A 26,621-nucleotide genomic window follows, 5' to 3' on the forward strand; every position below is an offset into this window, starting at 1 on the left:
CGCCCCCGCCGGGGCCCTTCCCACGTGCCGGACGCCTACGGCAGCGCGTGGACGTGCGGGCCGACCGTGTCCGACCACCGGTTGCCGTTGGCGGCGTCCCAGTTGGTGGACCAGGTCATGGCGCCGCGGATGCCCGGGTAGGTCTTCGCGGGCTTGAACGAGCCGCAGTTCGTGCCCTTGGCCAGGCAGTCCAGGGCGGCGTTGACCACGGACGGGTCGACGTAGCCGGAGCCCGCGCCCCGGGTGGAGGCGGGGGTGCCCAGGCCGACCTGGGACGGGTCGAGGCCGCCTTCGAGCTGGATGCAGGCGAGCGCGGTGAGGAAGTCGACCGAGCCCTGCGCGTACACCTTGCCGTCGCAGCCCAGCATCGAACCGCTGTTGTAATACTGCATGTTGACGACCGTGAGGATGTCCTTCACGTTCAGCGCCAGCTTGAAGTACTCCGTCGACGTGGACTGCATGTCGATCGTCTGCGGCGCCATGGTGAGCACCATGTCGGGCCCGGCCTTCGCCGACAGCGAGCGGATCGCCTGGGTGAGCCACGTGGCGTTGATGCCGTGTTCGAGGTCGATGTCCACGCCGTCGAACCCGTACTCCTGCATCAGCCGGTGGGCGCTGTCGGCGAAGCGGGCGGCGGAGGCGGAGTCGTTGACGGTGACGTTGCCCTTCTCGCCGCCGACGGAGAGGATCACCTTCTTGCCGTCGGCCTGCTTGGCGGCGATGTCGTTCTTGAACTCCTGGACCGAGCCGTAGCCGAGGGCCGGGTCGAGGTTGAAGGTGATCTCGCCGGGGTTGGCCGTGGAGTCGGCGAAGGAGACGGCGATGATGTCGTACTGGTCCTGGACGTCGCGGAGCTTCTGCACCCGCGCGCCGTTGTCGAAGTTCTGCCAGTAGCCCGTCACGGCGTGCTTGGGCACACCCGTGCCGGGGTTGCCGCCGCCGTCCTCGCCGCGGGTCGTGCCGGTCACGGGGGCGGACTTCGCCGACTCGCCGGCGCCGTTGACCGCGCTGACCCGGAACTCGTAGGACGTGGCGGGCTTCAGCCCGGTCACGGTCGCCGAGGTGCCCTGGACCGACTGGACCCTCCGGTCGCCCTGGTAGACGTGGTAGCCGGTGGCGCCCTGGACGGTGTTCCAGGTCAGGGTGATCGAGGAGGACGTGGTCGAGCCGACCGTGAGCCCGCCCGGCGCGGCCGGGGGCTCGGGGTCGGGGTCGCCCGGGTCCCCGGGGTCGCCGCCGGGGCCGGTGAGGGAGACGTCGTCGACCAGATAGGCGCTCTGGCCGTACCAGCCGTGGGTGTAGACGGTCACCGAGGTGGTGTTCGGGCCCGTCGTGAAGGACGTCTTCAGCTCCTGCCAGCCGGACGCGCCCGGGGTCCAGGTGGAGACGTCGGTGGTGCCGGTCCCGGAGGCGCCGAGGTGGACGTAGGGGCCCTGCACCCAGGCGCTCAGCCGGTACTCGGAGTTCGGCCGGACGGTCACGGTCTGGGAGCAGCGGGCGTTGTCGCCGCTCGTGGGCGTCGCCTTCAGGGCGGACGCGCCGCCGTGCACCGGGGAGCCGACGGCCGTGCCGCTGCCCGCGGAGCAGGTCCAGCCGCCCAGGCCGGACTCGAAGCCGGGGTTCTTCACCAGGTTCGGCTCGGCGGCACCGGCGCTGCCGGTCGGGACGCCGAACGCCACCGTGCCGGCCGCGACCGCGGCCGCGCCGAGCACCGCGGCGATCCGCGTACGGGTGCCGATCCTCCGTCGTCGTCCGGCCGTTCCGCCTCTCCCGTCCCTGCGGACTCTTCGCGTCGTGCCTTCCACTACTGCCTCCGTGCGTTGGGGGGTGAGCGCGCGTGGGGAGACGGTGGCCACCGCTATGGGCCGGAAGAATGGTTCAGACCAATGGGAATGTCAAGGGAGGTCGCCGTTTTCGGATGCCGCATGACAGAAGTCGCGTGACGGGGACGGCGCGCGGTCCGTGTGGTACGGGCGGCCCCCGGGCGCCGATCGGTCCGGGAAGGGCGCGCGCCGGCGCACCGCGCGACCGGAAGCGCTCCGGAATACCGGAGGCTTTCCCATTCGGTTCCGCGGCCCGGAACATCCCTCTCGTCGGCCGGGTAATTTCCCCCCTCGCTTTTCGGCCATGAACCCGCCGTTCACCGGAATATCGCCGTCCGTGAGCACCGGCCAAAGGGCGCGAAGCCGGCGAAACGGCGGTCGACTCGTCCCCGAACGCCCCTTTGTGACGGCTCGTCGACCAACCGCCGGCCGCCGGTGCGCGCCCCCGACTTCCGATAACTGTTCTCTACCGCCCAAAGCGCCGATAAGCTGCTGAGTCGGCAGAACCAGCAGGATCCACAGGGCAGAGCAGTACCGCAGAACAGTTCTTTGGACAGGGGAACCCCCACGTGCCCACCGCGATAGCTGTCACCAGCGCCGATCTGGTGCTCCCCCCGGCCGACGCGCACACGCCGACGGCGCACGTGCTGACACCGCCCGACCGGCAGCCGCTGGACGCCGCGCTCACCGAGACGCACCGCCTGCTCGAACGGCACGGCTACCTCGTCGTGCTCTACCCCTCGTCCGTCCCCGCCGCCTTCGTCCGACGCCTCCACACCGTCCGTTCCGTCCTGGAGAGCGACCGCATCGCCCTGCTCGGCGTCGACCTCCCGCCGCTGGCCACCGCCGTCCTGGCGCGCCAACTGCGCCAGCTCTCCGTCTGCGACTTCGGCCCCGGCGTCCTCGGCGCCTCCGCCCGCCTGCTGGCCCACTACGTCTACGGCGGCGCCCTGCTGAACTCCGTCGCCCGCCTCGACCGCGTGCCCGTCAGCCTCACCGCGCACGCCAAGTCGTGGATGCCCGGCTCGCAGTTCGCGGTGCTGGCCTGCCCCGTCCCCCAACTGGTCCGGGTCGGCGGCGACGACTCCCTCGCCGGACCGGAGTTCGCCACGCGGCTGACCGTCGCCCCCGGCCGACTCGCCTCCGACTGGGTGACCGGCACGCTCGCCCCGCGGTGGAGGGTGCGGGCGACGGAGGAGGCGCGGCTGCCCACCGACTCCCCGCGCTGGTGGGGCACCGACAGACTGGTCGAGTTCGCCGCGGGCATCCCCGACATCTCCGTCCTGTACCAACTCGTCGGCTCGGTGCGGCGGGAGGAGTGCCACTGGTGCGGACTGGACCTCATCGGCGACCGGTGCGCGTTCTGCTCCGCGCCCGTGGCGCCGCCGGACGACGCCGGGAGCCCGCCCGCCACCGTCTCCGGCCGGGCGCGCTGAGGTGCGCCGCCCGACACCCGCGGGGCGCGCCGCCCGCCCCCGCGCGACCGCGCCCCCCGCCCGTCCCGTCCGCCCCGCTCACCGTCGACACCCCTGAACGAGGTAGCCGCAACCATGAACTCACGCCAGCGCCGCGGCGTCATCCTGCTGCTCCTGTCGGTCCTGTGCGCCCTGGGCGCCTTCGTGGGAGTGCTGTCGGTGATCGGCGACGTGGAGTCGAAGGTCGGACCGGAGGTCACGGCGTACCGCCTGGCCAGGGACGTACCGGCCTACGAGGCCCTGGACGAGGGCATGGTGGAGGAGATCGCGATACCCGAGCGCTGGCTGTCGAGAACCGCCATCACCGACCTCGACGACCTCGACGGCAAGATCGCCACCAACCCCCTGAAGAAGGGGTCGCTGCTCCAGTCCGACATGGTGGCCGACCGGCCCGAGCTGCGCGAGGGCGAACAGGAGATCGCCATCATGATCGACGCGGCCACCGGCGTCGCGGGCAAGATCCGCCCCGGCTCCCGCGTCAACATCTACGCGACCTTCCGCGACAAGAACGAGAACGAGATCTCCCGGGTGATCGTCGACCACGCGCGCGTCATCGACGTCGGCGAACTCACCCCCATCTCCCGGGAGGACGACGACGTCGACCGCGACTCCGAGGCGGTGCCCATCACCTTCGCCCTGGGCACCCTCGACGCCCAGCGCGTGGCCTTCGCCGAGTCCTTCGCCGTGAACGTCCGGCTGGCCCTCGTCGCCCCCGGCAGCGAGGCCGGCGTGCCCGAGGACGAACGCACCTACACCCTCACCCGGGACAAGTGAGGCAACGGATGGTCACCCGCATCCTCCCCGCCGTCGGCGACGCCGACGCCGCCCGTGCCGTCACGGCGCTGCTGAGCCGACTCCCCGACAGCGAGTCCGCGCAGCCGGTCGGCGACTCCACCTCGCTGCTGGACACCCTCGCGGCGCTGGCCGCCGATTCGGTGGCCGACCTGCCGGAGGTCGTCCTCGTCCACGAGCGCGTCGGCCCCCTCCCCGCGCTGGAGCTCATCCGGGAGGTCGCGCTGCGCTTCCCCGCGGTCGGGGTCGTCCTGGTCACCGCCGACACCACCCCCGTGCTGTACTCCGCGGCCATGGACGCCGGGGCGCGCGGCGTGGTCGGGCTGCCGCTGTCCTACGACGAACTGGCCGCACGGGTGAGCGCCGCCGCCCAGTGGGCGGTCGGCGTACGGCGCCACCTCGGCCCCGGCGGCGACGCCTTCGCCGGCCCCGGCGGCACCGTGGTCACGGTCACCGGCGCCAAGGGCGGGGTGGGCACCACCCTGCTGGCCGTCCAACTGGCGCTCGCCGCGCGCGCCTCGGGCCACGGCGTCGCCCTGGTGGACATGGACCTCCAGGCGGGCGACGTGGCCTCCTACCTCGACGTCCAGTTCCGCCGCTCGATCGCCGACCTCGCGGGCATCGACGACCTGTCCCCGCGCGTCCTCCAGGACGCCCTCTTCGCCCACCCCACCGGACTGGCGCTGCTCCTCGCCCCGGCCGAGGGCGAACGCGGCGAGGAGGTCGACGACCGCGCCGCCCGGCAGATCGTCGGCGCGCTGCGCTCCCGCCACGAGGTCGTGGTCGTCGACTGCGGCACGCAGATGAACGGCGCCAACGCCGCCGCCGTGGAGATGGCGGACACGGCCGTCCTGGTCACCACCCCGGACGTGGTCGCCGTCCGTGCGGCCAAGCGGATGATCCGCCTGTGGGACCGGCTCCAGATCCGCAAGGCCGAGGAGACGGTGACGGTCGTCAACCGCCACACCCGCGGCGCCGAGATCCAGCCGCGGCTCATCGCGCAGATCGTCCGGACCCGGATCGCGCGCGGCGTGATCCCGGCGAACTTCAAGGAGCTGCAGGGAGCCGTGGACTCCGGCCGGATGCAGGACCTCGACAGCCGCAGCACCGTCAAACAGGCGATGTGGGGACTGGCCGGGGAACTGGGCCTGGTCAAGGGCGCCGCCGCGGACGCCGCGGGCAGGGGCGGGGGCGGCGGGCACCACGGCGACCGCGGAGCGATCGGCTTCCGACGCCGCCGGGGAGGCGTCGACCGGCGACCGTAGGGGCAACACAGCGACAGCCGGACCGTACGGGCGAGCAAGGGGAGGGGTGACCGATGCGTGTCGGACGGGCGCCGACCGGTGGCCGAGGCCACGACCGGGACCGGGGCCAGACGATCGTCGAGTTCGTGGGCGTACTGCCCCTGATCCTGGTCGCGCTGGCGATGATGTGGCAGTTCGTCCTCGTCGGCTACACCTTCACCCTCGCCGGGAACGCGGCCGACGAGGGCGCCCGCGCGGCGGCGGTGGACGGGGACTGCCAGGCGGCGGCCCGGGAGGACCTGCCGGACGCGTGGCAGGGGGAGATCGACTGCGGGCCCGGAGCGTCCGGGATGGCCACGGCCACGGTCGACCTGAAGGTCCCGGTGCTCTTCCCGGGCGTCGCCGACCTCCCCCTGACGATCACCGGAGAGGCGGGGGCCGTCATGGAGGAACCGCGATGAGCGCCCACCGTCCCCCTCGTCCCCACCGTTCCCGCCTCCTCCGCCGGTTCCCCCCGCGGCACCTCGCGGACCGGGGCCAGGCGTCGCTGGAGTTCCTGGGCTTCCTGCCGCTGCTGCTGCTCGTCGGGCTCGCCGGGATCCAGCTCGGCCTCGTGGCGTACGCCGCCCAGCAGGCCGGCACGGGAGCCCGCGCCGCCGCCCGCGCCGAGTCCGTCGAGGACGGGGAGATCGGCGGCGAACAGGCCGGCCGCGCGGCCGTCAGCGACTGGCTCTCGGCCGACTTCGGCGTGGGGGTCTCGGCGGACGAGGTGACCGTCACCGCCAGGGTGACCATCCCCTCGGTCATCCCCGGCATCGGCGACTTCGGGGAGGTGAGCAGGCGGTCCACCATGCCCCGCGAGTGACGCCCGGCCGGCACCCCGCCGGCGTCGCCGCACCACCCGCACCACCCGTATCACCAGGAGGAGTCGGCACATGAGCCTGAGGGCGCGCATCAACGCTCCCGAGACCGCCGGCGGCCGGCAGGAGGAGAGCCACCTCGTCGCGGTCTACCGCGCCAAGCTGCTGGAGGAGATCGACCTCGCGGAGATGTCGTCGCTCGCCGCGGCCGACCGCCGGGTCCGTCTGGAGCGGGTCCTGGGGCACATCATCAGCCGGGAAGGCCCCGTGCTGTCCACGCACGAACGCGCGCTCCTCATCCGCCGCGTCGTGGACGAGGCCCTGGGCCTGGGCATCCTGGAACCGCTGCTGGAGGACGCCTCCATCACCGAGATCATGGTCAACGGACCCGACCAGGTGTTCGTGGAGCGGGCCGGACGGGTCGAGCGCCTGCCCCTCCGCTTCGCCTCCACCGAGCAGCTGATGCAGACCATCGAGCGCATCGTCTCCACGGTCAACCGCCGGGTCGACGAGTCCAACCCCATGGTCGACGCCCGGCTCCCCTCCGGCGAGCGCGTCAACGTCATCATCCCGCCGCTCTCCCTGTCCGGCCCCACCCTCACCATCCGCCGCTTCCCCCGCGCCTACACCCTGCACGAGATGATCGGCCTGGGCTCCCTGGACGAGCAGATGCTCCTGCTGCTGGCGGGCCTGGTCCGCGCCCGGTTCAACATCGTCGTCTCCGGCGCCACCGGCTCCGGCAAGACCACCCTGCTCAACGCCCTCTCCGGGCTGATCCCCGACGGCGAGCGCATCATCACCATCGAGGACGCCGCCGAACTCCAGCTCCAGCAGAGCCACGTCATCAGCCTGGAGAGCCGCCCCGCCAACGTCGAGGGCAAGGGCCGGATCACCATCCGCGACCTGGTGCGCAACTCCCTGCGCATGCGTCCCGACCGCATCATCGTCGGCGAGGTCCGCGGCGGGGAGACCCTCGACATGCTCCAGGCGATGTCCACCGGACACGACGGATCACTCGCCACCGTCCACGCCAACAGCGCCGAGGACGCCCTGATGCGGCTCCAGACGCTCGCCTCGATGTCGGAGGTGAAGATCCCCTTCGAGGCGCTGCGGGACCAGATCAACAGCTCCCTGGACGTCATCGTCCAGCTCGGCCGCTACCCCGACGGCTCCCGCCGCATCGGCGAGATCGCCGTCCTGGACTCCCGGGGCCGCGAGGAGTACCGCATCGCGACCGTGTGCCGCTTCGAGGCGCAGCCCATGGGGGCGGACGGCGTGGTGCGCGGCGCCTTCCGGTACCTCCCGCTGCCGCGCCGCGTGGCCGAGCGCCTCCACCTGAAGGGGGAGACCGTCCCGCCGGCCTTCGGCGTCGCCCGGGACGACAGCCAACTGCTCACCAGAGAAGCCACCTAGGAGGCCGGCAGCCGACATGGACACTCTCGCGTTGCCGACGATCGTCGCCACCCTGCTCGCCGGGGCGCTCGCCGTCGCGGGCATCCACGCCTACTCCTCCGGCAGGGCGCAGCGCCGGGCCCTGATCGACCGGCTCTCGCAGACCGGGCGCGCGGGGACGGAAGGACGCCGCCGCAGGTTCACCGGCGTCGACCGACGGCTGAGGAGGACCGGGATCGGCCGGCGGATCGAGCTGAAGCTCGCCGCCACCGGCCTGGACCTGACCCCCGGCGAGTTCCTCGTCTCCATGGCCGCCGTGGTGGCGGGCCTGTGGCTGCTCGCCTCCTCCGTCCTGGCCCCCTTCTTCGGGCCGCTCGCCGGACTCGTGGGCGTCTGGGGCGCCAACGCCTTCCTCACCTGGCAGCGGAACCGGCGCATCGAGGCGTTCATCGCCCAACTCCCCGAACTCTCCCGGGTCCTGGCCAACGCCACCCGGGCCGGGCTCGCCCTGCGCACCGCCCTGGACATGGCGGCGGAGGAGCTCGACGCCCCCGCCGGCGACGAACTCGCCAAGGTCGCCGCCCAGCTCGCCGTGGGCCACTCCATCGACGACGCCCTGAACGAGCTCGCCGACCGGCTCCCCTCCCGCGAGCTGGTCGTCCTGGTCACCACCCTGGTGCTCTCCAACCGGGCCGGCGGCGCGGTCGTCAGCTCCCTGCAGAACCTCACCCGCACCCTGGAGGAGCGCAAGGAGACCCGGCGCGAGGTCCGCACCCAGCTCTCCCAGGTGAACGTCACCGCCTACACGGTGCCGGCCATCGGCCTGGCCGCCATGCTGCTGATCGACACCATCGAGCCCGGCGCCCTGGACCGGGTCACCGGGAGCTTCGCCGGACAGGTCGCCGTGGTCGTCTCCCTGACGCTGTACGTCCTGGGGTTCGTCGCCATCCGCCGCATCTCCAGGATCGACGTCTGAGGAGGGGGACCATGGGACTGCTGCTCGCTCTCCTCATGGGAATCGGCGTCTACGGGATCTTCGCGGGCGTCCGGATGTACCGCGGCGAGACGAAACTCCCCGGCGACCTGGCGGTCGCCCTGGAGGTCGGCTCCTCGCGCACCGGCGCCGTCGGTTCGGTCGTCGACCGGCTCGGCATGCGCTGGGCCCCGCTGGTGCTGCGCCTGATGGGACCGGAACGCGTCGACCGCAAGCGCCGCCGGATCAGCATGGCGGGCAACCCCGGTGGCCTGACCATCGACCGCTACGCCGCCCGCCGCGCCGTCTACGGCTTCCTGGGCCTCTTCGGCGCCCTGGTGATGCTGGCCGACGGGCAGCCGATCCCGGCCGTCCTGCTGGTCGCCTTCGGGCTCTTCTGGGCCGAGGTCGGACTGTGGGTCGCCGTCCGCAAGCGCCGGGAGGACATCGAGCGCACCCTCCCCGACTTCCTGGACGTCCTCGCCGTCGTCGTCAGCGCCGGGCTCGGCTTCCGCCAGGCCCTGGAGCGGGTGGCGGAGCGGTACGAGGGGCCCTGGGCCGACGAGCTGCGCATCACCCTGCGCCAGATGGACATGGGCGTCAGCCGCCGCCAGGCCTTCGACGAACTGCGCCGGCGCAACGACTCCGAGCAGGTCGCGATGTTCGTCACCACCCTCCAGCAGGGCGAGGAACTGGGCGCCCCCATCGTCGACACCCTGATCTCCATCGCGAACGACATGCGGCGCGCCGACGCGCAGAACGCCCGGCGCCGGGCGGCGAAGGCGGTCCCCAAGGCCACCATGATCGTCACCACCTTCATGGTGCCCGCGACCATCATCCTGATGGCCGCCGGCCTCCTGCTCGGCTCCGGAACCGACTTCGGCTCCTTCACCGGGGAGTAGGAGCGCGGCGCATGGCGACCACACCGACGCACCCCGCGGTGCCGGAGCCCGCGGTCTCCGTTCAGGCGGGCGCCTTACAGGCGATGTGCCGGCAGGTGTTCCTGTTCCGCCTGGCGATGATCGCGGTGGCCGCCCCCATCGCGCTGGGCCGCACGGCGAAGGGCCCGGCGGCCTGGCTGGTGGGCGGGGCGGTCCTGGTCACCGTCATGGGGTCGTACGCCGCCTACCGGGACTGGGAGAGGTTCGGCCCCCTGCTGCTGCGGCACCCCGTCCTGCTCGGGGCGGACACGCTCTTCGGGGCGCTCCTGCTGGTCACCGCCACGCCCGGGTCCACCCTGGGATACGTCGTCGTCTGCACGCCCCTGCTGGCGGGCCTGATGTACGGGTGGCGGGGCGCCGCCGTCTTCGCCGTCCTCCAACTCCTGGTCCTGGGCGCCTCCTACGCCGCCCTGCCCGGGAACCGGGCCGCCCTGACCGGCGCGCTGCTCCTGGCGGGCTTCTGCCTCCTGGCCGGCGCCGCAGGCGTCACCGTCCGGAATCTGCTGTTCCGGTTCGGTGCGGCGACCCGCGAACTGGCGGAGACCCGCGCCCGCCTCGCCGCGAGCGAGGCGGTGGCGGGCGAACGGGCCCGCCTCGCCCGCGAGATGCACGACTCCGTGGCCAAGACCCTCCACGGCCTCGCCCTGGCCGCCGACGGACTGGCCGAGTCCGCCGACCGTCTGGACCCCACCGCCGTCCGCCGGCGGGCCGAACTCGTCGCCCGGGCGGCCCGTCGCGCCGCGGCCGAGTCCCGCGAACTCCTCTCCGACCTGCGCGGCACGCCGGACCCGGACACGGGGGTGGCCCTCGTCGACGAACTCTCCGCCCGGACGGCCGACTTCGCCCGCCGCTCGGGCCTGCGGGCCGTCTTCCGCCCCCTGGGCACGGCGCCCGCGCCGCCCGTCCCGCGCACCGTGGCACGGCACGTCCTGGCCATCGTCTCCGAGGCGCTGGAGAACGCCCACCGGCACGCCGGGCCCACCCGCCTCGACGTCCGGGCCGGAGTCGTCGGCGGCGCCCTGCGGATCAGCGTCCTCGACTACGGCCGCGGCCTGCCGCCGGACACCGACCTCGACCGACTCGGCCGGGCGGGACGCTTCGGCCTCGTCGGCATGGTGGAGCGCGCCGCGGCGATCGGCGCCCGTCTCCGCGTCGGCAGGGGGAGCGCGGCCACCGGCACCGAGGTCCGGCTCGACCTGCCCCTGGCGGCCCTGCCGTCCAGGGGACCGGCGGGCACCGCGCGGCGGCACCGACACCCGACCGGCTGACCCCGCCGGCCGGCCCCGGCACTCCGCGTTCCGAGAGGAGGCAGCACCATGACGCACCGCACCCCGCCGCTCCGGGTCGTCGTCGCCGACGACAACCCGGTCGTCCGGGCCGGTCTGACCACCCTGCTCCACGGACGCGACGGCATACGCGTGGTCGCCGAGGCCGCCGACGGCCGCCAGGCATGCGAGGCCGCGCGGCGGGAGCGACCCGACGTGGTGCTCCTCGACGTCCGGATGCCGGGCCTCGACGGCCTCTCGGCGCTGCCGCGCCTGGTCCGCGTCGCGCCCGTGCTGATGCTGACGTACAGCGGCGAGAGCGGGACCGTCCGGGAGGCGCTGCGGCTGGGGGCGAAGGGCTACCTCGTCCACGGCGAGTTCACATCCGGCCAACTGGCCACGGCCGTCCGCGACGTGGGGGAGGGCAGGGCGCACCTCGGGCCCACGGCCGTCGAAGCGCTTCCCGCCCCACCGGACGCATCCGCACACGACCGCCGGGAGCAAACCTCCCAACCCCGGTCAAGTGCCCCACAGGCAAGAGGAGTACGGGGTGTCTCGAATGAGCCCCGGGACTCACAGAAGCCTTCGCAACCGCAATTCCATGTGGCACAGTCGGTACCGGGCCCGGGCGGTTCCCGGGCGGGACGGTTCGGCCTGAGCGGCAGGGAGGCGGAGGTGATGGAACTGATCGCGTCCGGCATGGCCAACTCCCAGATCGCCGCCGCCTGCTTCATCAGCGAGAAGACGGTCAAGAACCACGTCAACCGCATCTTCGCCAAACTGCACGTCACCAGCCGCAGCGAGGCCATCGCGGTCTGGCTCGGCACGGCGTGGAGGGGGAGGTCCCGCCATGGCTGACCGGAAGACCGGCCCGGGGAGCGGGAATTGGGCCCTGGGACCCTGGGACGAGTCGGAAGGACCCGCGTACGTTTCTCGTGCCGCCAACGGAACCGGCCGCTCGGAAGCCGGTGACGGAAACGGTGTCGGGGGCACAGAATCGTATGCGTCGGCCGACGCGCGCTCGGCCGGACTCGGAGGGGAACACCGTGAGCGACAAACTGCTGAAGACCGCCGTCAACGTCCGGACACGTGCTCGCGGTTGGCGAGACACCACGGTCGAAGCGCTGCGGCGCCGCTCGGACGAGGGGCAGTCCGCGGTGGAGTACATGGGCATCATCGTGGTGGTCGTGGCGATCATCGTGGTGCTTCTCAGCACCAACTTCGGAGACAGGATCGCGTCGGAGATCAGCGAACAGATCGAAAAGATCACCGCCGGGTGAGCCGCGCTTCCTCCGAGTCGGGGCAGGCCTATCCCGTTTACATCGCGGCGGTGGCGGGCCTGCTCTTCCTCGCGTTCGCGTTCTTCGCGGTCGGAATGGCGTCGGCGAGCCGCAACGACGCCCAGGGCGCGGCGGACGCCGCCGCGCTGGCCGCGGCACAGGACGCCAGGGACGGCCTGCGGGACGATCTCCTGGACCTCTTCGACCCGGACGCCTGGGAGGATCTGCTCGACGGGCGGGGACCGGGCGACACGGCCGGCCCCTGCGGTGAAGCCGCTGAGTTCGCGGAGAAGAACGGCGCGGAGCTGTCCGGGAGCGGTTGCGATCCGGTGTTCTCTCCCCTCGGTTTCACGGTCGAGGTGAAGAACACCAAGCCGGTGGGGGAGTCGCTGATCCCCGGCACGGAGAGGCAGTACGCCACGGCCACCGCCACGGCCGTCGTCGAACCCCGCTGCCGCCTGGAGGAGACCGAGAATCCCGGAACCGGTGGGGAAGAGGACAACACGGAAGAGGGCGGCGAGGAGGACGGGAAGGAACACGAGTTGGTCTGCGAGGGGCTCGACGAGCCCGTCGAGATCGACCCCGACCGCCTCGCGGAGATCCTCCCGGACCCGGAGGACCTGTTCTCCGTCCACCTGGCGGACCGGTGAGCGAACGACGAGCAGAGGAAGCACGATTCATGGGCACACGCGAGATCGGGAAGTTGCTGCGAGGCGCCGCCGTGGTGATGACGGCGTCGCTGGCCTTCACCCTGACTGCGTGCGGCGGGGGGGACGACGAGGCACCGGAGACCGGCTCCTCCCAACCGTCGCAGCAGGAGGGGCAGGAGAACGCCTCGGACACCTCGGACACCGGCTCCGAGGACGGCAAGGCCATGGCGACCATCAACGGCGCGAACGGCCTGAACATCGTCGTGACCTCGGCGGTCCGTGACCAGGGCGGATTCGTCACCGTCAAGGGCAGGATCGAGAACACCGGCGACCAGGCCTATCTGTTCGACGGCTGGACCGCGGGCGACCAGGAATTCAGAGGCAAAGGAGCTTCGGTCGCCGGTATGACGCTCGTCGACGGGAAGGGCAAGAAGCGCTACTTCATCCTCCGCGACACCGACAACAACTGCCTGTGCACGATGTTCCCCGGCGGTGTGGGCGCCGGGAAGACCGCCGACTTCTTCGCCCAGTTCCCCGCCCCGCCCGCGAGCACGACCGAGGTCGACCTGCAGGTCCCCACCATGAGCAGCGTCACCATCCGGATCACCGACAAGTGAGAGGCGCGCAGCGATGACGACCCGATCGCGCACCCGCGCCGTGCGGCGCACCGCGGCGGCGAGCGCCGGCGTCCTCCTGGTCGTCGGTGCGCTGACGGTGACGGCGGGGGGCACCGCCTCCGCCGAGCCCAGCCCCGGCGCGCCTCCGGACTTCGCCCCCTCCCCGTCCCCTCCGGTGAAGGTGGATCCGAACGCGCCCGGCCTGATGATGAAGGACGGGGCCACCCTCAAGGAGCCCAAGGTCCTCGACATCCGCTCCATCGTCGAGGAGCAGAGCGGTGCCGAGCGGCGCGAGGACTCCAACAGCCAGACCAAGTTCACCCTCCAGGCCGAGGTGCTCTTCGGCCGGGACAGCGCCCGCCTGAACACCGAGGCGTACGCCCGCATCAAGGACATCGCCGCGGAGATCGACAAGCAGGGGGCCACGGAGGTCAACGTCTTCGGCTTCACCGACAACCTGGGCTCCTACGAGCACGGGGAGGAGCTCTCCAGGAAGCGCGCCAACGCCGTCCACCGGCAGTTGCTGAAGGAACTCTCCTCCGAGGTCGCCTTCAACATCCGCGGTTACAGCGAGGACTATCCGATCGCCGACAACTCCACGGAGGAGGGGCGCAAGAAGAACCGCCGCGTGGAGGTCTCCTTCCCGCGCGGCGACTGACCCCCCCGCACGCCCCGCGCCTCACGCTTCCGACACGTCCAGTACGACCCGCGCGCCCGGCCGCAACCCCCAGCGCGCCATGGCGCCCGCCTCGGCCTCCAGCACATGGCGGGCGCGCGGGCGCGGGAGGCCGAGGCGGCCGGGCCGCATCGTCCGTACGGCCAGCACCCTCAGACGGCGGTCGAGGTAGGCGACGTCGATCGCGAACCGCATCCGGAAGGTGTGCACGGCGTTCGCGGGGGTCAGCAGGAGCGCGCCGTCGACGCCGTCGCGCCCCAGCAGGCCGAGGGTGCGGGTGCGGCAGGACGCGGCGATCTCCACCGGGACGCCGTCCGCGCCCCCCTCGACGCGCAGCGTCCCCCTCCCGTCCCGCAGGCGGCCCATGGCGTCCCTCCCTGGCGCGGCTCCGGGCGCCGTTCTACCAGAGCCGGCCCACCGGAGCCGGCGGGAGGGACGGCGGAGAGGGGCACGGGCCCCGTGCCCGGTGTGGCCGTCCGCCGTACGCTCACGGCGTGCGCCTCACGTTGATCGCTCTCGCCGCCGTCTACGGCGCCGTCGCCGGGACGCTCGTGCCGCGTGCCGCCTACCGGCTCGCCGTCGAGCCGGGGACGCCGTCGCGCGCGCACTGTCCCGCCGGGCACGCGCTGTCGGGGTGGGCGGGAGCCGCCCGCTGCCGGGAGTGCGGGAGCGGCCGGGACGGGATGTACGGGCCGCACGCCGCGCCGACGGCCGTGGTCACGGCGGTGGTGTGCGCGCTGCTCGCCGCGGCCGTCGGGGGACGGCCGGAGCTGGGCGTGTGGCTGCTGCTGGCGCCGTTCGCGGTGCTGCTGGCGGTCGTGGACCGCAGGGTCCACCGGCTGCCGGACGTGGTGACCCTGCCGCTGGCCGCGGGCGGTGTCGCCCTGCTCGGCGCCGCCGCGCTGTTGCCCGGCGCGGGCGGGAGCTGGACCCGGGCCCTGCTGGGCGGGCCGGTGCTGGGCGCGGCGTACCTGGTGCTGTTCCTGATCAATCCGCGCGGCATGGGCCTCGGCGACGTCAAGCTGGCGCTTCCGGTGGGGGTAGCCCTTGGGTGGTACGGCTGGGGCGTGCTCCTGGTCGGGGCCTTCGCGGGCCTCGTGTTCGGCGCGGTCTACGGGATGTCGCTGGTCGTCGCGCGGCGGGCGAGCCGCAAGGCGGCCATGCCGCTCGGGCCGTTCATGGTGGCGGGAGCGCTCGTGGGTCTGCTGTGGGGGGGAGCGACGGTGTGAACCGGCCTGTCGGTGCGCGCGGCGCACCGCGGTAGGGGATATGGTGGAATCCCCCCCTCGGGCCGGTCCGTATCCCCCCCACGGACCGGCCCGCTTCACGTTTCCCGCGCCGCGCCCGTGCTCCGGCGTCCGCGCCGGCGCCCGGCCGGCCCCGGCACGGCTCGCCGCCGAGAGCCCGGACGTTCGCCCCGCGCAGCCGCTCGCCGCCGTTCTTACTACCGTTCTGTGACGTTCCCGGTTCGTGCGGTCGTGCGAACGCGCAGTAAGGTTCTTAGCGCTCGGGACCGGCATGGAGGGGCTGACGAACCGATGCTGCAATCTTCCCGGGGACGAACCCGGTGGTATCCCCGGTGGCTGCGCCGGCTGGTCTACAGGCTCTACGCCCACCGGGTGGAGGGCCGCCTCGACCACGAGCAGGTGCCCAAGCACATCGGCGTCATCCTCGACGGCAACCGCCGCTGGGCACGGGCCTCGGGCGGTACGACGGAGCAGGGCCACCAGGCGGGGGCCGAGAAGATCCGCGAGTTGCTGGGCTGGTGCGCCGAGACGGACGTCGAGGTGGTCACGCTCTGGCTGCTGTCCACGGACAACCTCAACCGGCCCGCCGAGGAACTCGTCCCGCTGCTGGGCATCATCGAGGACGCGGTGCGGGACCTGGCCGCCGACGGCCGCTGGCGCGTGCACCACGTCGGCACCCTGGACCTGCTGCCCGACCACACCCAGCGGGTGCTGAAGGAGGCCGAGCAGAGCACCCGGGACAACACGGGGATACTCGTCAACGTCGCCGTCGGCTACGGCGGCCGGCAGGAGATCGTCGACGCCGTGCGCTCCCTGCTCGCGGAGCGGGCCGCGCGGGGCACGACCCTGGAGGAGCTGGCGGAGGACCTCGACCTGGAGGACATCGCCGAGCACCTGTACACGCGCGGCCAGCCCGATCCGGACCTGGTGATCCGCACCAGCGGCGAGCAGCGGCTGTCGGGCTTCATGCTCTGGCAGAGCGCCCATTCGGAGTACTACTTCTGCGACGTGTTCTGGCCCGCCTTCCGGAAGGTGGACTTCCTGCGGGCGCTGCGCGACTACGCGGCGCGCCACCGCCGGTACGGCACCTGAGACGCACCCGGAGTCCCTTCCCCCGCTTCTCACCCGATCGGTCGCCGTCTGTTCATCCGACCTACGGCATATGCCGTGGCATGGCGTCGGCGCGGACAGGGAATATCCCCTCCAGGCCGCTTCCCGGTCCAGGGAGGAGGCCCCGGGAGGCCCTTTGCACACCACGGACGACCGTGCGCAGCCGCACGGAGTACGCGGAGGGCCGGTGCCCGGCCCGTGCACGGGGCCGGAGCCCGGCCGCATCCCCCGCGACGCCGTCGCACCCCGATCTCTTCCGAGGGGGTAGGTCCATCCGTGGTGACCAGCACCAAGCGCCGAGACCACGACCGGCGCACCTACGTCATCGACACCAGCGTCCTGCTCGCCGACCCGGCGGCCATGACCCGCTTCGACGAGCACGAGGTCGTGCTTCCGGTGGTCGTGGTCACGGAGTTGGAGGCCAAGCGCCACCACCCGGAACTGGGCTACTTCGCCCGTCAGGCGCTGAGGCGGCTGGACGAGTACCGCGTACTGCACGGACGGCTGGACGCGCCGATACCGATCGGTGAGCTGGGCGGCACCCTGAGGGTCGAGCTGAACCACTCCGACCCGGCCGTCCTGCCCGCCACCATGCGGGGGGACCACGGCAGGCCGATCGACAACGACTCGCGCATCCTGGCGGTGGCCCGGAACCTCCAGGCCGAGGGGTACGACGTCACGGTCGTCTCCAAGGACCTGCCGCTGCGCATCAAGGCGTCGTCCGTCGGGCTGCTGGCCGAGGAGTACCGGGCCGAGCTGGCGATCACCGAGTCCGGCTGGACGGGCATGACCGAACTGACGCTGGCCGCCGAGGACATAGACGAGCTGTTCGCCGCGGAGAGCGTGCACGTGCCCGAGGCCGCGGAGCTGCCCGTGCACACCGGCCTGGTCCTGCACTCCGAACGGGGCAGGGCCCTCGGACGGGTGACGCCCGAGGGGCGGATCAGACTGGTGCGCGGGGACCGCGAGGCGTTCGGCATCCACGGGCGCAGCGCCGAGCAGCGCGTCGCGCTGGACCTGCTGCTCGACCCGGAGGTGGGCATCGTCTCCATGGGCGGCCGGGCCGGGACGGGCAAGTCGGCGCTGGCGCTGTGCGCCGGCCTGGAGGCGGTGCTGGAGAAGCGGCAGCACAGCAAGGTGATGGTGTTCCGGCCGCTGTACGCGGTCGGCGGCCAGGACCTGGGCTATCTGCCGGGCACCGCCGACGAGAAGATGAACCCCTGGGCGCAGGCCGTCTTCGACACCCTCTCGGCGGTGACGACGCGTGAGGTCGTCGAGGAGGTCGTGGCCCGCGACATGCTGGAGGTGCTGCCGCTGACGCACATCCGCGGCCGTTCGCTCCACGACGCGTTCGTGATCGTCGACGAGGCCCAGTCGCTGGAGCGGAACGTCCTGTTGACGGTGTTGTCGCGCATCGGACAGAACTCCCGGGTCGTCCTCACCCACGACGTCGCCCAGCGCGACAACCTGCGCGTCGGGCGGTACGACGGGGTGGCCGCCGTGGTCGAACGGCTCAAGGGGCATCCGCTCTTCGCGCACATCACCCTCACCCGGTCCGAGCGGTCGCCGATCGCGGCGTTGGTGACCGAGATGTTGGAGGACGGCCGGGTTTAAGGCAGTTGGGACGGGCCCCGTGCGGAGAAACGCAGAAGCGTAGCCGTGCGGGGCCCTTCCGCGCGCCCCTTTCCGCGGAATCGGAGGGAAGGGAGCGGTGTGAGGTTTCCCACGCGTCACGGAATTGCATCCGCCGTTTCGTTTCCGGCAGGGTGTGGTTCCTGTCAGGCCCCGCATACGGCACAGACGTACCATCCGTACCACCCGGTGCGGATCCACAAGTCAACAGCAGTGAGTCGTATGCCGCCCGAGAGCACCACGCGGGATCCCTCTCCGGAGGGACCCAGCCGGGCCAGTGCCTCCCGTGACCAGCACGTGGGGAGGCCCGTGTCAGGGGCACGAGCGCGCCCGCGAGGTCACCTGAGCGGGCAGTGTGGAAGGAAACCGTGTGACTCGGATCTCGGTCCGGGGATTCGCCGTGGCGTCTGCCACCGCGGTCACCACCGTCGGCGCCGTCGTCGGTGTGGCCTCGGGCAGTGAGCAGGGCACGACCGAACCGGTCGAGGCCACTGCCGCGGACGCGACGCTCCTCGCAGACATACCCGCCGGCCAGCAGGCCCAGGTACAGACCGCTTCCCTCACACAGCAGGCGGACAACGCCGCCATCGCCGCGGACGCGGCAGCGAAGAAGGCCGCTGAGGAAGCCGCACGCCTGCAGGCCGCCAAGGACGCGCAGGCCAAGAGGGAGGCGGCGGAGAAGGCCGCCAAGGAGGCCGCCAAGAAGCGCCAGGAGGCGAAGCAGGCGGCCAGCCGCTCGGCGGAGCGCACCGACTTCGCGGTGCAGAGCTCGTACACGATCGCCGAGGTCAAGGCGATGGCGCAGCAGATCGTGGGCGCGGGCCAGTTCCAGTGCTTCTCCAACATCGTCGAGCGCGAGAGCGGCTGGAACTACCAGGCGCAGAACCCCTCCTCGGGCGCGTACGGCCTCGTCCAGGCGCTGCCGGGCTCGAAGATGGCCTCGGCCGGAGCCGACTGGCGGACCAACCCGGCCACCCAGATCAAGTGGGGCCTGAACTACATGAACGACCGCTACGGCAGCCCGTGTGGCGCCTGGGAGTTCTGGCAGGCCAACCACTGGTACTGAGCCCGGGACCTCGTTTCGGGACAAACCCCCCGCCTCGCTGGGCGGGGGGTTCGACGTTTCCGTGAGGAAGCAACCTTTGCCCCGGCGGTGTCGTCCCACGATGGGACGAACGGTGCGGCATATGCGTCGGATCGGGCCGGGCCGACCATACTGGAACCGGCCGGACCGTACACCAGGGGGCGAAGGAAGCGGCATGTCGAGACTTCAGAGGTTGAGGGTGAGCGTGTCGCGCCTCGCCGACCGGGTGACGGAACGTCGGGAGCGCGCCGAGGGGGCGGAGGACGTCGTACCGCCGCCCCCGCCCACCGGGCCGGTCGTCGTGAGGCCCCCGGACGGGCCGCCCCCGCCCGCGTCCATGGTGCCGTGGGGGGTGCGGGTGGCCGCCGAGGTGGGGTGGCGGCTGCTGATCCTGGCCGGGGTCATATACGTGCTGGTCAAGGTGATCAGCGCGTTCAGCCTGCTGGTCCTGGCCTTCGCCATCGGGCTGCTGATCACCGCGCTCCTCCAGCCGACGGTCGCCCGGTTGCGCCGGTTGGGGATAGGACGCGGCCTGGCCACGATGATCACCTTCGTCACCGGTGTGGCGTCGATAGGGCTGGTCGGCTGGTTCGTGGTCTGGCAGGTGATGGAGAACCTCGACGACCTCACCAAGCAGGTCCAGGGCGGCATCGAGGAGCTGAAGACCTGGCTGCTCAACAGCCCCTTCCACGTCACCGAGGAGCAGATCAACAACGTCGCCGACAGCCTGAACGACTGGCTCGGCAGCAACAGCCAGGAGATCACCAGCGCCGGGTGGCAGGGCGTGACCGTCGTGGTGGAGTTCTTCTCCGGCGCGCTGCTGGCGCTGTTCGTGTCGATCTTCCTGCTCTACGACGGGCGGCGCGTGTGGAACTGGACGCTCAACTTCGTGCCGCAGGTCGCGCGCGGCGGCATCGCGGGCGCCGGGCCGATGGCCTGGGCGACGCTCACCAGTTATGTGCGCGGCACGGTGATCGTGGCCTTCATCGACGCGTTCTTCATCGGCATCGGCATCTACTTCCTCGACGTCCCGATGGCGGTGCCGCTGGCGGTCTTCATCTTCCTGTTCTCCTTCATCCCGATCGTCGGTGCCTTCGCCTCCGGAACGCTGGCGGTCCTCGTCGCGTTCGTGGCCAACGGCGTGGTCACCGCGCTGCTCGTCCTCGCGGTGGTCCTGGCCGTGCAGCAGCTCGAAGGCCACGTGCTCCAGCCGCTCATCCTGGGCCGGCTGGTGAGCGTCCACCCGCTGGGCGTGGTGCTGGCGGTGACCGGCGGCAGCCTCATCGCCGGCATCCCCGGCGCGGTGACGGCGGTTCCGGTGGTGGCGGTGCTCAACACCGTGGTCACCTACCTGCGGAGGTACGCGGCGGAGAACGCGTTGCACGGCGGGGCCACGCCCCACGGCGCCACCGCGGAGACGGCCGAGGGCCCGTCCGGTCCGTCGGGCCCGGGCCCCTCGCGGCCCGAGCCCCCGGACTCCTCCCCGGGCGGCACGAACGGTCCGGGGCGGTGAGGGCGCTCCGCGACCGCTGCCACGAACGGCGTTCACCGGGACCCCGCCCACGGGCGGGGTCCCGGGCTTTTCGGCGGCCCCTCGCGCACCCGCCGGGCCGCGTCCGCGGGACGGGCTTCCGCCGGCTTCCGCGTTCGGGTTAAAGTGATATCACTTTGATAGAGCTCGACGGATCGAAACGGGGGACCGCCATGTCCGATGAGACCAAGCCCACCGCCGGGGACCTGCCCGAGATGCCCGTGCCGCGGGTGCGCGAGACGCCCGCGCGCTCCGTTCCGGGCGGGCTCGCCCTGCTCCTCGGCCTGCTGGGGCTGCTGGCCGGAGTCGGCGGCGTCCTCGCCGGGGCGGGGCTCGTCTCCGGCGGATCGGGCGGGGGAGGAGGGGTGCTGATCGTCCTCGGGGTGCTGCTGGTGATCGGCTCGATCTTCGCGATGGCCGGGCTCAACATGGTCGCGCCGGGCGAGGCCCGGGTCGTCCAGCTCTTCGGGCGCTACACCGGCACCGTCCGCCAGGACGGTCTGCGCTGGGTCAACCCGCTGACCACCCGCACGAAGATCTCCACGCGGGTGCGCAACCACGAGACGGCCGTGCTCAAGGTCAACGACGCCTACGGCAACCCGGTCGAACTGGCGGCCGTCGTGGTCTGGCAGGTGGAGGACACCGCGCAGGCCACCTTCGAGGTCGACGACTTCGTGGAGTTCGTCTCCACGCAGACCGAGGCCGCCGTGCGGCACATCGCCATCGAGTACCCCTACGACGCCCACGACGAGAACGGCCTGTCGCTGCGGGGCAACGCCGAGGAGATCACCGAGAAGCTCGCCGCCGAACTGACCGCCCGGGTGCGGGCCGCGGGCGTGCGGATCATCGAGTCGCGCTTCACCCACCTGGCGTACGCCCCCGAGATCGCCGCCGCGATGCTCCAGCGCCAGCAGGCGGGCGCGGTGGTCGCGGCGCGCCGGACGATCGTGGAGGGCGCCTGCGGCATGGTGGAGGACGCCGTCGCCCGGATCGCCGCGCAGGACTTCGTCGAACTCGACGAGGAGCGCAAGGCCGCCATGGTGAGCAATCTGCTGGTCGTGCTCTGCGGCGACCGCTCTCCGCAGCCGGTCCTCAACGCGGGGTCGCTCTACCAGTGACCGCGCAGCCGGAGCGGTCCTCGGAGGGCGAGGGCCCGGAGCGGGAGCCGCGGCAGGGGCGCCGGCGCGAGCGCCGGCAGGTGCTGCTGCGGCTGGACCCCGCCGTCCACGACGCGCTCGCGAAGTGGGCCGCGGACGAGCTGCGCAGCACCAACGCCCAGATCGACTACCTGCTGCGCAGGGCCCTGACCGAGGCCGGTCGCATGCCGAAGGACGCCCGTCCCCATCCCCGCCGGGGCCGCCCGCCGCGCGCCGAGGACTGACCCCCGCGGGGCCCGTCCGGGCCCCGCGGGGGCGCGGTGTCGCAGCGGTGTCTCGCAGGGGCGTCATGGAGGGGCGTCTCGGAGGGGTGCCGAAAGAGGCGGACAGGTGTACACACCACGTGTATACATCGTGTGTATACACGTGGTGTACAGTCGTCGGCATGTCCATCGGCCACACCCTGCTGGGAATCCTGGAGACCGGCCCCCGCCACGGCTACGACCTCAAGCGCGCCTTCGACGAACGCTTCGGCCACGACCGCCCGCTGCACTACGGGCAGGTCTACTCGACCATGTCCCGACTGCTGAAGAACGGCCTGGTGGAGGTCGAGGGGATCGAGCCCGGCGAGGGTCCCGAACGCAAGCGCTACGCCATCACCGACGCCGGGATCACCGACGTCGCCGACTGGCTCGGCCGCCCGGAGAAGCCCGAGCCGTACCTGCAGTCCACTCTCTACACCAAGGTCGTCCTCGCGCTGCTGACCGGGCGCGACGCGGCGGAGCTGCTGGACGTCCAGCGCTCCGAACACCTGCGTCTGATGCGTGAACTGACCCGGCGCAAGAGGAGCGGCGACCTCGCCGACCAGCTCATCTGCGACCACGCCCTGTTCCACCTCGAAGCCGACCTGCGCTGGCTGGAGCTGACCGCCGCGCGCCTCGGCCAACTCGCTCGGGAGGTCCGCGGATGACCACCGCCACCCCGCTCCTGCACGCCGACGGCCTGCGCAAGTCCTACGGCCCCACGCCCGCCCTGGACGGCGCGTCGTTCTCCGTCCACCCCGGCGAGGTCGTGGCCCTGATGGGTCCCTCCGGCTCCGGCAAGTCCACCCTGCTGCACTGCCTGGCCGGGATCGTCCGCCCCGACTCCGGCACGGTCCACTACCAGGGCCGCGAGCTGTCGGCGCTGTCGGACGCCGAGCGCAGCGCCCTGCGCCGCTCGGAGTTCGGCTTCGTCTTCCAGTTCGGCCAACTCGTCCCCGAACTGACCTGCGTGGAGAACGTCGCCCTGCCGCTGCGCCTGACCGGCGTGGCCCGCAAGGAGGCCGAGGCCAGGGCGGCGGAGTGGCTGGAGCGGCTGGAGGTCGACACCGTGCGCCACCAGCGGCCCGGCCAGGTCTCCGGAGGCCAGGGCCAGCGCGTCGCCGTCGCCCGTGCCCTGGTGACCACGCCGCGCGTGATCTTCGCCGACGAGCCCACCGGCGCACTGGACTCCCTCAACGGCGAGCGGGTGATGCAGCTCCTCACCGAGGCCGCCCGCGACACCCGGGCCGCCGTGGTGCTGGTGACCCACGAGGCGCGGGTCGCCGCCTACTCCGACCGCGAGGTCGTCGTCCGCGACGGCAGGGTGCGGGACATGGCGGGCGTGGCATGAGCGCCCTGGACTCCAGGGCGCCGACGGCACCCGCCACCCCGCCTCCCGTGCCGTCCGCGGGGCCCGTCGGCACGGCCGGCCGGCTCGCCGACCTGCTGATGGGAGCCCGCTTCGCGGTCACCGGAGGCCGCGAGGGGTGGGTCCGCACCGTGCTGACGGCGGTCGGCGTCGGCCTGGGCGTGGCGGTGCTGATGGTGGCCGCCTCCGTGCCCGCCATGCTCGACGCCCGCGACGCCCGCGGCGCGGTCCGAGGGGTCTCCGTCTTCGCCCCGGACGCCGAGCGCTCCGACCGCAGCGCGCTGTTCCTGGAGGAGGGCACCGAGTTCCGCGGCAAGAACGTCCACGGCCAGGTCCTCCAGCCGGACGGCGACCGGCCCCCGGTGCCGCCGGGCCTTCGGGAGGTTCCCGGCCCCGGCGAGATGGCGGTCTCGCCCGCGCTGCGCGAACTGCTCTCCTCCCCCGAGGGCGAGCTGCTCAGGGAGCGGCTGCCCTACCGCATCGTCGACACCATCGGCGAGAAGGGCCTGGTGGGACCGCGGGAACTCACCTACGTCCTGGGCTCCGACGGACTCGACGAGATCGGGACGGCCCACCGCATCGACCACTTCGGCACCGACCACGAACCCGATGCGCTGGACGCCGTCCTGCTGCTGCTGGTGGTCGTCGTCTGCGTGGTGCTGCTGCTTCCCGTCGCCGTGTTCATCGCCACCGCCGTCCGCTTCGGCGGGGAGCGCCGCGACCGCAGGCTCGCCGCGCTGCGCCTGGTGGGCGCCGACAGCCGGACGGTCCGGCGCATCGCCGCCGGCGAATCGCTGGTGGGCGCCCTCCTCGGACTGGCCGTGGGCGCCGCGCTGTTCCTGCCCACCAGGCTCCTCATCGGCGAGGCCGAGCTGTTCGGCATCAGCGTCTTCCCGTCGGACGTACGGCCCGGCGCCCCGCTCCTCGCGCTGATCCTGGTGGCCGTGCCCGCCTGCGCCGTGGCCGTCACCCTGTTCGCGCTGCGCGGGGTGACCATCGAACCGCTCGGCGTCGTGCGCCACTCGGGGGTGCGCGGGCGCAGGCTGTGGTGGCGCCTGGTGCCGCCCGTGGTCGGACTGCTGCTGCTGGCCCCGTCGATCGGCGGGATCGGCTCCGACGAGGAGACGATCGACACCTACCGCATCGCCACCGGCATCGTCCTGCTGCTGATCGGTGTCACGGCCGTGCTGCCCTGGCTGGTGGAGACGGTCGTGGGGCGGCTGCGCGGCGGTCCCCTCCCCGTCCAGCTCGCCGTCCGCCGGCTCCAGCTCGACAGCGGACCGGCCGCCCGCGCGGTCGGCGGCATCACCGTCGCGGTCGCCGGTGCCATCGCCGTCCAGATGCTCTTCAGCGGGGTGAGCGGCGCCTACACCAAGGAGACCGGCCAGGACCCCGGCCGCGCCCAGGTCCACGTCACCGGCTCCGTCGCCGACGGCGACGAGGCCCGCGAGCTGACCGAGCGTCTGGACGCCGCCGAAGGCGTGCGGAACGCGCTGGGAACGACGAACGGCCACTACCTGGCGGTGGGCGAGGACCCCAACGGCGACGCCCCCTACACCCAGGTCACCGTGGCCGACTGCGCCACGCTGCGGGAGCTGGCGCGGATCACCACCTGCGCGAAGGGCGACGCCTTCATCGTGCCCTCCGGGGAACACGAGCGGGACACGGGCGTGCCCGGCGCGCGGCTCGACCTCAACACCCCGGAGTACAACGAGAGCAAGGGCGTCTACGAGCAGGTGGGCGACCCCGTGCCGTGGACCGTCCCCGAGGACGCCCGGGTGGTGGCGGCCCGCAACAGCCCCGAGGGGGAGACGACCCACGGCGTCCTCGTCACCCCGGAGGCGATCGACGTCTCCGCGATGCGGGACGCCCGTGCCGAGGTCATGCTGAGGATCGACCCGAGGGTGCCGGACGTGGAGGAGCACGTCCGCAACGCCGCCGAGACCGGTCGCCCCGCCATCGACGTGCTGACGCTGACGGAGACCAGGGAGGCCGGGGAGTTCGCCGCCATCCGCACGGGCCTGTACATCGGGGCCGCCGGGGTGCTGCTGCTGATCGGCGCCGGCATGGTCGTCTCGACGCTGGAGCAGTTGCGCGAGCGCAAGCGGCTGCTGTCGGTGCTGGTCGCCTTCGGCACCCGGCGCTCCACGCTGGGCTGGTCGGTGCTGTGGCAGACGGCGCTGCCCGTGGTGCTGGGCCTGGCACTGGCGGCCGTGGGCGGCATCGGGCTGGGCGCGGTCCTGTTGCGGATGACGTCCACGCCCGTCGCGGTCGACTGGACGAGCCTGGCCGCGATGACCGGCATCGGCGGCGCGGTGATCCTGCTGGTGACCGTCCTCAGCCTGCCGCCGCTGTGGCGGATGATGCGCCCGGACGGACTGCGCACGGAGTGACCGACCCGCGCCACGGCCGGGAGCGAGCCGCCGTCCGCACGGCCCGTACAGGGGGAGGACCGTGCGGACGGCGGTGTGCGTCAGCGCCCTCGCAGGTCGCGCAGGCGTTTGCCGCGCCGGGGCTTGGCCTCGACGCCGCCGAAGACCGCCGCGCCGCGCACCACGATCACCGGCGCCTCCGGGTCGTCGGACTCCAGGGACGTCACGTCGTAGCCGCCCATGATGCCGGTGCCGCTGCCGCGCAGGGTCACGTTCTCCGGGACCCTGATCTCGATGCCGCCGAAGATCGCCGTGGCGTTGACGACGACCTGCCGCTGGTCGAACAGGGCCTCGGTCAGGTCGATCTCGACGCCGCCGAAGAGGGCGAAGGCGTTGAGCCTGGCCCCCACGCGCCACCGGCCCTTGCGGGAGGCGCCGCTGAAGACGGCGACGAGGTTCTGGCCGCCGTGCGTCCCGTGCGGGAGGTGGGGGGAGGCCGGCGCCGGCGCGGGATCGGGACGGGGGGCCTCCTGCCGACCCGCCGGCAGATCGCGCACCAGCGGCGCCAACTCGCCGATGGTCCTGGCCCGGTACACCGCGTCGATCCGCTCGGCGTGCTCCTCGGTGTCCAGCCGGCCCTCCGCGAGCGCCTCGCGCAGGATCTCCGCGATCCGGTCGCGGTCGGCGTCCGACGCGCGTACGTCCGCCTCGGCCACGGGCCGCGCGGGCTGCCCCTCGGGCCGCTTCTGCAGGGAGCTCTTCTCGTCCACGCGCCCAGACTAGCGAACGCGATACATCGCGACCAGGGGGTGCGGAGGGCGGACTGAGCCGGACCTCACACGCGCCGCCCTCCACCAGGGGTCTTACGCTGTGAGGCGCCGTCGTCGAG

General features: G+C 72.7%; 27 protein-coding genes. 24 read left to right on the top strand and 3 right to left on the bottom strand.

Features of this window, described 5'->3' with window-relative positions; translation table 11 throughout:
* Positions 1–35: 35 nt before the first annotated feature.
* Positions 36–1,739 (bottom strand): chitinase, encoded by a 1,704-nt coding sequence (locus ABD335_RS20580; RefSeq protein ID WP_425583693.1) that lies wholly within the window; start codon positions 1,737–1,739, stop codon positions 36–38.
* A 653-nt stretch (positions 1,740–2,392) separates the two neighbouring features.
* Between ABD335_RS20580 and ABD335_RS20585 the strand changes: the two genes are divergently transcribed.
* From ABD335_RS20585 to ABD335_RS20650, 14 genes are all read left to right on the top strand, one after another.
* Entirely contained in the window at positions 2,393–3,259 is an 867-nt protein-coding gene (locus ABD335_RS20585) for a hypothetical protein (protein WP_344325545.1), read from the top strand.
* A gap of 114 nt (positions 3,260–3,373) precedes the next feature.
* Entirely contained in the window at positions 3,374–4,072 is a 699-nt protein-coding gene (gene cpaB / locus ABD335_RS20590) for a Flp pilus assembly protein CpaB (protein ID WP_344325547.1), read from the top strand.
* 8 nt (positions 4,073–4,080) lie between these two features.
* On the top strand, positions 4,081–5,355 hold the full coding sequence (locus tag ABD335_RS20595; RefSeq protein ID WP_344325550.1) for a CpaE/TadZ family protein: 1,275 nt from the start codon (positions 4,081–4,083) through the stop codon (positions 5,353–5,355).
* Between the two features lie 53 nt (positions 5,356–5,408).
* Positions 5,409–5,795 (top strand): TadE/TadG family type IV pilus assembly protein, encoded by a 387-nt coding sequence (locus ABD335_RS20600; protein WP_344325553.1) that lies wholly within the window; start codon positions 5,409–5,411, stop codon positions 5,793–5,795.
* Positions 5,792–6,199 carry a TadE/TadG family type IV pilus assembly protein gene (locus ABD335_RS20605; RefSeq protein ID WP_344325556.1) on the top strand — a complete coding sequence of 136 codons (408 nt, stop codon included), beginning with the start codon at positions 5,792–5,794 and terminating at the stop codon, positions 6,197–6,199. Before ABD335_RS20600 ends, ABD335_RS20605 begins: the two co-directional genes overlap by 4 nt.
* A gap of 70 nt (positions 6,200–6,269) precedes the next feature.
* Positions 6,270–7,607, top strand: coding sequence for a TadA family conjugal transfer-associated ATPase (locus ABD335_RS20610; RefSeq protein WP_344325559.1), 1,338 nt, complete (start codon positions 6,270–6,272; stop codon positions 7,605–7,607).
* Between the two features lie 16 nt (positions 7,608–7,623).
* Positions 7,624–8,562: a type II secretion system F family protein gene (locus tag ABD335_RS20615; protein WP_344325562.1), complete on the top strand. Its 939-nt coding sequence runs from the start codon at positions 7,624–7,626 to the stop codon at positions 8,560–8,562.
* A gap of 11 nt (positions 8,563–8,573) precedes the next feature.
* Positions 8,574–9,461: a DUF5936 domain-containing protein gene (locus tag ABD335_RS20620; RefSeq protein ID WP_344325565.1), complete on the top strand. Its 888-nt coding sequence runs from the start codon at positions 8,574–8,576 to the stop codon at positions 9,459–9,461.
* 11 nt (positions 9,462–9,472) lie between these two features.
* Entirely contained in the window at positions 9,473–10,768 is a 1,296-nt protein-coding gene (locus tag ABD335_RS20625) for a sensor histidine kinase (protein ID WP_344325568.1), read from the top strand.
* Positions 10,769–10,816: 48 nt separating this feature from the next.
* A complete protein-coding gene (locus ABD335_RS20630; protein WP_344325571.1) occupies positions 10,817–11,623 on the top strand; it encodes a response regulator in 807 nt (268 codons plus the stop codon).
* 188 nt (positions 11,624–11,811) lie between these two features.
* On the top strand, positions 11,812–12,045 hold the full coding sequence (locus tag ABD335_RS20635; RefSeq protein ID WP_344325574.1) for a hypothetical protein: 234 nt from the start codon (positions 11,812–11,814) through the stop codon (positions 12,043–12,045).
* Entirely contained in the window at positions 12,042–12,695 is a 654-nt protein-coding gene (locus ABD335_RS20640) for a pilus assembly protein TadG-related protein (protein ID WP_344325576.1), read from the top strand. Before ABD335_RS20635 ends, ABD335_RS20640 begins: the two co-directional genes overlap by 4 nt.
* Before the next feature lie 29 nt (positions 12,696–12,724).
* On the top strand, positions 12,725–13,312 hold the full coding sequence (locus ABD335_RS20645; protein ID WP_344325579.1) for a hypothetical protein: 588 nt from the start codon (positions 12,725–12,727) through the stop codon (positions 13,310–13,312).
* Positions 13,313–13,325: 13 nt separating this feature from the next.
* Positions 13,326–13,970 (top strand): OmpA family protein, encoded by a 645-nt coding sequence (locus ABD335_RS20650; RefSeq protein ID WP_344325582.1) that lies wholly within the window; start codon positions 13,326–13,328, stop codon positions 13,968–13,970.
* A 21-nt stretch (positions 13,971–13,991) separates the two neighbouring features.
* Here the strand turns inward: ABD335_RS20650 and ABD335_RS20655 are convergent, their stop codons facing one another.
* Entirely contained in the window at positions 13,992–14,354 is a 363-nt protein-coding gene (locus ABD335_RS20655; protein ID WP_344325585.1) for a DUF192 domain-containing protein, read from the bottom strand.
* Positions 14,355–14,482: 128 nt separating this feature from the next.
* Between ABD335_RS20655 and ABD335_RS20660 the strand changes: the two genes are divergently transcribed.
* From ABD335_RS20660 to ABD335_RS20705, 10 genes are all read left to right on the top strand, one after another.
* Positions 14,483–15,217: a prepilin peptidase gene (locus tag ABD335_RS20660; RefSeq protein WP_344325588.1), complete on the top strand. Its 735-nt coding sequence runs from the start codon at positions 14,483–14,485 to the stop codon at positions 15,215–15,217.
* A gap of 309 nt (positions 15,218–15,526) precedes the next feature.
* Positions 15,527–16,327: an isoprenyl transferase gene (locus ABD335_RS20665; protein WP_344325591.1), complete on the top strand. Its 801-nt coding sequence runs from the start codon at positions 15,527–15,529 to the stop codon at positions 16,325–16,327.
* Between the two features lie 294 nt (positions 16,328–16,621).
* The gene (gene phoH2 / locus ABD335_RS20670; RefSeq protein WP_344325593.1) at positions 16,622–17,959 is read left to right on the top strand and encodes an RNA 5'-3' helicase PhoH2; all 1,338 of its coding nucleotides are present in this window, start codon (positions 16,622–16,624) and stop codon (positions 17,957–17,959) included.
* A gap of 388 nt (positions 17,960–18,347) precedes the next feature.
* A complete protein-coding gene (locus ABD335_RS20675) occupies positions 18,348–19,043 on the top strand; it encodes an aggregation-promoting factor C-terminal-like domain-containing protein (RefSeq protein WP_344325595.1) in 696 nt (231 codons plus the stop codon).
* Between the two features lie 193 nt (positions 19,044–19,236).
* A complete protein-coding gene (locus ABD335_RS20680) occupies positions 19,237–20,574 on the top strand; it encodes an AI-2E family transporter (protein WP_344325597.1) in 1,338 nt (445 codons plus the stop codon).
* Positions 20,575–20,765: 191 nt separating this feature from the next.
* Complete coding sequence (locus ABD335_RS20685; RefSeq protein WP_344325599.1) at positions 20,766–21,710, top strand: SPFH domain-containing protein; 945 nt, start codon at positions 20,766–20,768, stop codon at positions 21,708–21,710.
* Positions 21,707–21,973, top strand: a complete 267-nt coding sequence (locus tag ABD335_RS20690; protein ID WP_425583685.1) for a type II toxin-antitoxin system antitoxin — start codon at positions 21,707–21,709, stop codon at positions 21,971–21,973. Before ABD335_RS20685 ends, ABD335_RS20690 begins: the two co-directional genes overlap by 4 nt.
* Before the next feature lie 161 nt (positions 21,974–22,134).
* Positions 22,135–22,659 carry a PadR family transcriptional regulator gene (locus tag ABD335_RS20695; RefSeq protein WP_344325601.1) on the top strand — a complete coding sequence of 175 codons (525 nt, stop codon included), beginning with the start codon at positions 22,135–22,137 and terminating at the stop codon, positions 22,657–22,659.
* A complete protein-coding gene (locus tag ABD335_RS20700) occupies positions 22,656–23,342 on the top strand; it encodes an ABC transporter ATP-binding protein (RefSeq protein WP_344325604.1) in 687 nt (228 codons plus the stop codon). The genes ABD335_RS20695 and ABD335_RS20700 overlap by 4 nt, the downstream gene beginning before the upstream one ends.
* Entirely contained in the window at positions 23,339–25,753 is a 2,415-nt protein-coding gene (locus tag ABD335_RS20705; protein WP_344325607.1) for an ABC transporter permease, read from the top strand. The genes ABD335_RS20700 and ABD335_RS20705 overlap by 4 nt, the downstream gene beginning before the upstream one ends.
* Before the next feature lie 80 nt (positions 25,754–25,833).
* Here ABD335_RS20705 and ABD335_RS20710 read toward each other — a convergent pair whose 3' ends face one another.
* A complete protein-coding gene (locus tag ABD335_RS20710) occupies positions 25,834–26,502 on the bottom strand; it encodes a DUF1707 SHOCT-like domain-containing protein (protein ID WP_425583686.1) in 669 nt (222 codons plus the stop codon).
* Positions 26,503–26,621 lie beyond the last annotated feature (119 nt).

This window comes from Streptomyces macrosporus (genome assembly GCF_039533145.1).
Lineage (GTDB): Bacteria > Actinomycetota > Actinomycetes > Streptomycetales > Streptomycetaceae > Streptomyces > Streptomyces macrosporus.

What these genes read in the sequence shown, in the direction of transcription:
- cpaB (WP_344325547.1), top strand. Translation starts at nt 3,374, where the DNA reads ATGAACTCACGCCAGCGCCGCGGCGTCATCCTGCTGCTCCTGTCGGTC.
- ABD335_RS20595 (WP_344325550.1), top strand. Translation starts at nt 4,081, where the DNA reads ATGGTCACCCGCATCCTCCCCGCCGTCGGCGACGCCGACGCCGCCCGT.
- ABD335_RS20600 (WP_344325553.1), top strand. Translation starts at nt 5,409, where the DNA reads ATGCGTGTCGGACGGGCGCCGACCGGTGGCCGAGGCCACGACCGGGAC.
- ABD335_RS20605 (WP_344325556.1), top strand. Translation starts at nt 5,792, where the DNA reads ATGAGCGCCCACCGTCCCCCTCGTCCCCACCGTTCCCGCCTCCTCCGC.
- ABD335_RS20610 (WP_344325559.1), top strand. Translation starts at nt 6,270, where the DNA reads ATGAGCCTGAGGGCGCGCATCAACGCTCCCGAGACCGCCGGCGGCCGG.
- ABD335_RS20615 (WP_344325562.1), top strand. Translation starts at nt 7,624, where the DNA reads ATGGACACTCTCGCGTTGCCGACGATCGTCGCCACCCTGCTCGCCGGG.
- ABD335_RS20620 (WP_344325565.1), top strand. Translation starts at nt 8,574, where the DNA reads ATGGGACTGCTGCTCGCTCTCCTCATGGGAATCGGCGTCTACGGGATC.
- ABD335_RS20625 (WP_344325568.1), top strand. Translation starts at nt 9,473, where the DNA reads ATGGCGACCACACCGACGCACCCCGCGGTGCCGGAGCCCGCGGTCTCC.
- ABD335_RS20630 (WP_344325571.1), top strand. Translation starts at nt 10,817, where the DNA reads ATGACGCACCGCACCCCGCCGCTCCGGGTCGTCGTCGCCGACGACAAC.
- ABD335_RS20645 (WP_344325579.1), top strand. Translation starts at nt 12,725, where the DNA reads ATGGGCACACGCGAGATCGGGAAGTTGCTGCGAGGCGCCGCCGTGGTG.
- ABD335_RS20650 (WP_344325582.1), top strand. Translation starts at nt 13,326, where the DNA reads ATGACGACCCGATCGCGCACCCGCGCCGTGCGGCGCACCGCGGCGGCG.
- ABD335_RS20655 (WP_344325585.1), bottom strand. Translation starts at nt 14,354, where the DNA reads ATGGGCCGCCTGCGGGACGGGAGGGGGACGCTGCGCGTCGAGGGGGGC.
- ABD335_RS20665 (WP_344325591.1), top strand. Translation starts at nt 15,527, where the DNA reads ATGCTGCAATCTTCCCGGGGACGAACCCGGTGGTATCCCCGGTGGCTG.
- ABD335_RS20680 (WP_344325597.1), top strand. Translation starts at nt 19,237, where the DNA reads ATGTCGAGACTTCAGAGGTTGAGGGTGAGCGTGTCGCGCCTCGCCGAC.
- ABD335_RS20685 (WP_344325599.1), top strand. Translation starts at nt 20,766, where the DNA reads ATGTCCGATGAGACCAAGCCCACCGCCGGGGACCTGCCCGAGATGCCC.
- ABD335_RS20695 (WP_344325601.1), top strand. Translation starts at nt 22,135, where the DNA reads ATGTCCATCGGCCACACCCTGCTGGGAATCCTGGAGACCGGCCCCCGC.
- ABD335_RS20700 (WP_344325604.1), top strand. Translation starts at nt 22,656, where the DNA reads ATGACCACCGCCACCCCGCTCCTGCACGCCGACGGCCTGCGCAAGTCC.
- ABD335_RS20705 (WP_344325607.1), top strand. Translation starts at nt 23,339, where the DNA reads ATGAGCGCCCTGGACTCCAGGGCGCCGACGGCACCCGCCACCCCGCCT.